The organism is Dietzia sp. SLG310A2-38A2 (assembly GCF_014145095.1).
Lineage (GTDB): Bacteria > Actinomycetota > Actinomycetes > Mycobacteriales > Mycobacteriaceae > Dietzia.
This window is the reverse complement of record NZ_JAALDX010000035.1, coordinates 6,672-12,984: the sequence shown is the minus strand read 5'-3', so window position 1 is coordinate 12,984 and position 6,313 is coordinate 6,672. Positions and strand designations below refer to the sequence as shown.

General features: G+C 70.7%; 5 protein-coding genes and 1 pseudogene. 3 read left to right on the top strand and 3 right to left on the bottom strand.

Annotation, left to right across the window (positions count from 1 at the left end; translation table 11 throughout):
* Both G6027_RS01400 and typA read right to left on the bottom strand, forming a co-directional pair.
* Positions 1 to 956, bottom strand: a 956-nt coding sequence (locus tag G6027_RS01400) for an ABC transporter substrate-binding protein (RefSeq protein ID WP_346995593.1), incomplete at its 3' end; no start/stop codon positions are given.
* An 11-nt stretch (positions 957 to 967) separates the two neighbouring features.
* Complete coding sequence (gene typA, locus G6027_RS01395; RefSeq protein WP_182634726.1) at positions 968 to 2,890, bottom strand: translational GTPase TypA; 1,923 nt, start codon at positions 2,888 to 2,890, stop codon at positions 968 to 970.
* A gap of 412 nt (positions 2,891 to 3,302) precedes the next feature.
* Between typA and G6027_RS01390 the strand changes: the two genes are divergently transcribed.
* The 3 genes from G6027_RS01390 (at position 3,303) to aqpZ (ending at position 5,660) form a co-directional block, all read left to right on the top strand.
* Complete coding sequence (locus G6027_RS01390; protein ID WP_241726713.1) at positions 3,303 to 3,923, top strand: hypothetical protein; 621 nt, start codon at positions 3,303 to 3,305, stop codon at positions 3,921 to 3,923.
* 38 nt (positions 3,924 to 3,961) lie between these two features.
* Positions 3,962 to 4,690: an NAD-dependent protein deacylase gene (locus G6027_RS01385; protein WP_182634732.1), complete on the top strand. Its 729-nt coding sequence runs from the start codon at positions 3,962 to 3,964 to the stop codon at positions 4,688 to 4,690.
* Between the two features lie 244 nt (positions 4,691 to 4,934).
* Positions 4,935 to 5,660 (top strand): aquaporin Z, encoded by a 726-nt coding sequence (aqpZ, locus tag G6027_RS01380; protein ID WP_182634730.1) that lies wholly within the window; start codon positions 4,935 to 4,937, stop codon positions 5,658 to 5,660.
* 72 nt (positions 5,661 to 5,732) lie between these two features.
* Here the strand turns inward: aqpZ and G6027_RS01375 are convergent.
* Positions 5,733 to 6,313 (bottom strand): annotated as a pseudogene (locus G6027_RS01375) (hypothetical protein); the annotation flags it as partial.

Sequence of the window (6,313 nt, the reverse complement as noted above, 5' to 3'; positions counted from 1 at the left end):
CGCCGGACCGCCGGGTCGCGCACGGCGGGGGCGACGGTGTTGAAGCCGAGCTCGAGTTGGGCCGAGGCGTCCACGGTCACGGAGCGGACCCCGGGCACGGTGGCCGAGACGTCCGCGGCCAACGGTGTGGCCGAGACCATCGCCAGTGATCCCGGTCCCCCGCGCAGCGCCGCACCGAGCTGTCCCGCCCCGGTCGCCCTACGCACGAGGATCTGATCGAGCTCCGGAGCCCGTGCCCAGTACCGGTCGTTGCGCACGAACTCGATCTCGCCCCGGCCGATGTCGGCGAACCGGATCATGAAGGGCCCCGCGCTCATCACGGGGAGACCGGACATCGCGCCCTGGAAGCCGTCAGGGGCGTCCTTGAGGATGTGCCCGGGCAGCAGGTCGGCGAACAAGGTCCGCCACTGCTCCGGCGGGGAGCCGAACACCACGTCGACCACCTTGCCACCGGCACCGGAACGGACCTCGACGATCTGCTCGTACCCGGCGGGGTCGACGACTCCGGGCTGGGTGGTCATCTGTCGCCACAGATACTCGAAGTCCTCGGCCGCGACCGGCACCCCGTCGGTCCACTGGGCCAGCGGATCTATCGTGTACCGGATGGTCTGCGGACTCCCCGGCAGGGGCTCGGCGGACACGAGGAGGTCCGTGTTGAGCACCGGGTCCCCGTCCGGCCCGGGGATGAACGCGCTCGGGAGCAGCAGTGAGGCGACCAGGTCGGTGTCGACCCCCTGGTCGGCGAGGAGGTGAGGGTTGAACCCCGGGTCGACGCGGTCGAGGGCCAGCAGGACCCCGCCGCTGGACAGGCTGACGGACTCCCCGTCGGTACGCTCCTCCCCCACCACCGTGGGCGGGGGAGGGTCGGCCACACACCCTGTGACGACGACGAGGGAGAGCACGGCCGCCAGTACGGCGGTGCCGCGTCGACGAACCAACGGCCCCCTCGTCGTCACCAGGGACCTCGTCAGTTGACCGACTGTTGCTCGCGGGACTTGGACTTGCTGCGGGACTTGGCCCGCTCGTTGGCGGTGAGCAGCACCTTGCGCACGCGGATCGCCTCCGGTCCGACCTCCACGCACTCGTCGCCGGCACAGAACTCCATCGCCTCCTCCAGCGAGAGGTTGCGGGCCCTCTGCAGGGTCTCGGTCGTATCGGAGGAGGCCGCACGCATGTTGGTGAGCTTCTTCTCCTTGGTGATGTTGACGTCCATGTCCTCGGATCGCGGGTTCTCGCCCACGACGACGCCCTCGTACACCTCGGAACCGGGCTCGATGAAGAAGTCGCCGCGGTCGGCCAGGCTGAGCAGCGCGAACGCGGTGGCCTTGCCGGCCCGGTCGGCAACCAGTGAACCGGTGTGCCGCGAGCGGATCTCTCCGACCCAGGGCTCGTAGCCGGCCGACTCGGAGTTGGCGATCCCGGCGCCGCGCGTGTCGGTCATGAAGGTCGTGCGGAAGCCGATCAGCCCTCGGGCGGGCACCCGGAACTCCATCCGGACCCATCCGGATCCGTGGTTGCCCATCTGCTCCATGCGCCCCTTGCGGGCCGCCATGAGCTGGGTGACCGCACCGAGGTACTCCTCGGGCACGTCGATGGTCATGTGCTCCATCGGCTCGTGGACCTTGCCGTCGACGACCCGGGTCACGACCTGCGGCTTGCCCACGGTGAGCTCGAAGCCCTCCCGGCGCATGGTCTCGACGAGGATGGACAGTGCCATCTCGCCACGGCCCTGCACCTCCCAGTCGTCGGGGCGCTCGGTGTCGAGGACCTTGAGCGAGACGTTGCCCACGAGCTCCTGGTCCAGACGCGCCTTGACCATCCGCGCGGTCAGCTTGGTACCGCCATTGCGGCCGGCGAGCGGGGAGGTGTTGACGCCGATGGTCATCGAGATCGCCGGCTGGTCGACGGTGATCGCAGGCAGCGCCACCGGGTTCTCCGGATCCGCGAGGGTGTCGCCGATCATGATGTCGCTGATCCCGGCTACCGCGACGATGTCGCCGGCCACGGCCTCCTCGGTGGGCATCCGCTCGACGCCCTTGGTCGCGAGGAGTTCCGAGATCCGCACGGACTTGGTCTCCTGACCGCCGCCCGGAAGGTTGTGGATCCACGCCACCTGCTGTCCCTTGCGGAGACGGCCGTTGTGGATACGGACCAGACCGATGCGACCGAGGAAGTTGGACGCGTCCAAGTTGGTCACGTGGGCCTGCAGCGGGGCGTCGGCGTCACCGCGGGGGGCAGGGATCACGTCGTAGAGGAGGGCGAAGAGTTCGTCCAGGTTGTCGCCGGCCGGCTCCTGGCCGTTGGCGGGCTGGGTGGTCGAGGCCTTACCGGCGCGCCCGGAGGCGAACACCACGGGCAGCTCGAGCGCGCGCTCCGCCGCGGCCTGGGCGTCCGGGTCCTCGAGATCGGAGGCGAGACCAATGAGGAGGTCCTGGGCGTCTTCGACGACCTCGTCGATGCGGGCGTCCGGACGGTCGGTCTTGTTGACGACGATGATGACCGGCAGGGAGGCCGCCAGCGCCTTGCGCAGAACGAACCGGGTCTGCGGCAGCGGACCCTCCGAGGAGTCGATGAGCAGGACGACGCCGTCGACCATGTTGAGTCCGCGCTCGACCTCGCCGCCGAAGTCGGCGTGGCCGGGGGTGTCGATGATGTTGAAGACGAGGTCGGCGCCGCCCGACCCTGCGCCGAGACGCCGTACCGACGTGTTCTTGGCGAGGATCGTGATGCCCTTCTCGCGCTCGAGGTCACCCGAGTCCATGACCCGGTCCACTAGCTCCGCGCGTTCGTCGAACGCTCCGGACTGGCGCAGCATCGCGTCGACGAGTGTCGTCTTGCCATGGTCGACGTGCGCGACGATGGCGACGTTGCGGAACTCGGTCAGGGCCATACGGTGGGTTCTCCCTCAGAGGCTTTCGGCGCCACGGGCGACTCTGTGGCCGCCGGGCGCGTGGTGGGAATCTGCGGGACTTCCGCGTGATCCACAAGCGCGTCCGGTCGAGCGCGCGTGCGGGTCCACATTACCCGTATCGGCCTCCAGTCCGACATCCCGAGCGCGCGGAGCCGCACCCACGCCGTCTCGTGTTATTTACATCACAAGTATCTTCTGTCACACTGGCAACAGATGCCACACCAGCAGGGCCTCCGGTGTCCACACCCGTAAACGTTGTGAGAACATCGAGCCGTCGATTGGTCGGCCCGCCGACCGGTCCGTCCGCCTCATCCGAAGAATGGACTCGCCAGTGACCCGCCACTCGCTCAGGAACTCGTTCAGGACCTTAGGTCTCGGTGCAGTCGCCGCCATGGCCGTGTCGCTCGCCGTCCCCGCCTCCGCGAGCGCCCAGTCGCTGGACGAGCTGGGCCGCCCGACCGAGCCGGTGCTGCAGGCCATCGAGAACCTCTCCGAGCAGCAGTGGATTCCCGAAGAAACCCGGGGCACCATCGCCCGGCTGGTCGGCTTCTTCCGCGGGACCGGCGAGCCGGGCACCCCGCTCCCCGAGAACGGTCCGGTGATCGCGCAGTTCGCCTACCCGACGATCATGGAGAACTGCATCGACGGGGAACAGACCGCTGTCGGGGCCGCCACCGCGGTGCCCGGTCCCGCCGGCCTGCCCCTGCCCGGTATCCCGGGCGGCCAGCTCGGCTTCATCTTCACCGCCCTGGGCACCGAGGGCGTCGCGCCCCAGCAGGTGCAGCCCATGACCGTGGACTGGTTCAACATCAACAACGGTCGCCGCGGCACCACCGTCCTCAGCTACAACGGGATCAACGAGGGCGGACCGGCGACCCTCAACGGCGTCGCCGACACCGGCCCGGGGCAGGTGCTGATGCTCCTGCAGGGCGGCGTCACCACCACCCTCGCCGGCGGCGGGACCTCGAATTGTGTCTCACTGCCGCTGGTGGGTTCCGCGTTCGTCCCGTGACCACCGACGGTGTGGGGTCCGACCGACCCCATCCCGACATGAGCAAGGCCCGTCTCGCCCTCGGCGACGGCGGGCCTCTCGTCGTTCTGACGGGTGCCGGAATGAGCGCGGAGAGCGGGGTGCCCACATTCCGCGACGCCCAGACGGGACTGTGGGCACGCCACGATCCCGCCGCCCTCGCCACACCGCAGGCCTGGGACCGCGACCGGGATTCCGTGTGGGCCTGGTATCGCTGGCGCGAGCACCTCGTCGGATCCGCCGAGCCGAATGCCGGCCATCTCGCCATCGCCCGCGCCGCCCGGGACCGCAGCGTGGCGGTGGTGACGCAGAACGTGGACGACCTGCACGAACGGGCCGGTTCCACCGGGGTCCACCACCTCCACGGCAGCCTCTTCGCGCACCGGTGTGACGGGTGTGGGACCCCGATGGAGGTGGGACCCGCGCCGACCGCTCCCGTGGAACGACTCGTCCCGCCCGGGTGCCCGGGGTGCGGGGGCCGGGCCAGGCCGGGCGTGGTCTGGTTCGGGGAGATGCTCCCCCGGCAGCCCTGGGACGCCGCAGTGGCCGCGATCTCCGCCGCATCCGCGGTCCTCGTCGTCGGGACCTCCGGTCTCGTCCACCCCGCCGCCTCGCTCCCGGGCATCGCCGTCGACCTCGGGATCCCGGTGGTCGAGGTCAACCCCGGCCCCTCCGGTCTCGCGCACGGGGTGACCGTCCACCTCCGTGACACCGCCGCAGCGGTGCTCCCGGCGCTCCTGGCGGCCTGACCGAGGGCCAGCTCGCCGGGAACATTCACCAGGTCACGGAACCGGCACGGGAGCCCCCCGGCAGCGCTAGCGTGTGCTCAGCGGAAACACTCACCACCGCGTTCCCGCCTCCCCCGATCCCGGGGAGTACACCACCGGAGGTCAGCCGATGCCCGAGACGTCCCCCCGCACCCCGTCCGACACGTCCCCACGCACCCCGGCCGACCCCGGCACACCGTCCGGCACGGCGGTGATCGCCGCCGAGATGATAGGTACCTTCTGGCTGGTTCTGGGAGGGTGTGGCACAGCGGTGTTCGCCGCCGTCCAGGTCGCGACCGCCGACACCGGAGACGTCCCCGTCGGCGTCGGCTATCTCGGTGTCTCGCTGGCCTTCGGGCTGACCGTCCTGACCGGCGTGTACGCGTTCGGTCACCTCTCGGGCGGCCACTTCAACCCGGCCGTCACCGTCGGCGCCGCGATCGCCGGTCGCCTCCCCTGGGCCAAGACCCCCGTGTACATCGTCAGCCAGGTCCTCGGCGGACTGGTCGCGGGCACGCTGATCCTCGTCGTGGCCAGAGGCAAGGACGGGTTCGAGGCGACCGGGCACATGGCCGCCAACGGCTACGGGTCCAACTCCCCGGACGGGTACGGTCTGCTCTCGGCCCTGATCATCGAGGTCGTCCTGACCGCGATCTTCGTCTGGGTGATCCTCGGCGCCACGGATCGCCGCGCGCCTGCCGGCTTCGCACCCCTGGCGATCGGGCTCACCCTGACGCTGATCCACCTCATCTCGATCCCGATCACCAATACCTCGGTCAACCCGGCCCGTTCGACAGCCGTGGCGTTCTTCAACGGCGACGGGGCCGTCGGGCAGCTGTGGCTCTTCTGGGTGGCCCCGATCCTCGGCGCGCTCATCGCCGGCGCGCTGTACGGTCCACTCTTCGGTGAGCGGGTGAAGCACACGCGGGTCACCACGGGCGCCGCGGCCTGACCGCCCGGGACACGACGAGGGCCCGCGGGATCGTCTCCCGCGGGCCCTCGCATCACACCGACGTACCGGGGATCAGCGTCCCTGCTCGTCCCGGCGGGTCCGTCCCAGCACCTTGTCCACGACGCCCGGTTCCTGACGCGGGTGGGCGGCCGGGTCGACGTCCTCCGGGTGGCGTCCGGTCTGGTTACTGTCGACGCCGCGATCCCCGACCCCGGTGTCATCGGTCACCGCCCCGCGGTCGCCCACGGCGGATCCGGAGTTCCCGTGGGTGCCGACCCCATGGCCGTCGTCGGACCGGGAGTGCCGGCCACCGGCGTCACCGATGCCACCGGTGGTGTCTCCGGTCAACCCCCCGGCACCGGCGGTGGCGGCACCACCGGAAGTGGCGGCACCACCGTGGCCGTCGGTCCGGCCGGTGTCATCCGTGATCGGGCCGCGGTCACCGGTCCGGCCGGGGGCATCGGCGTGGCCGGGAGCGCCGGCGCGGTGCTTGGGATCGAGCGTGTCCGCGTGCTGCTCCATACGACGCACGTCCTGACGCTGCTCGTCGACCACGGAGCGGTGCTGGTCCGCCTCCGAACGCAGCCGATCCGCCTCCGCGGCCTTGGCCTTGGCCTCCTGCTCCGCCGCGCCGGCCCGGTGCTCCTGCTCAC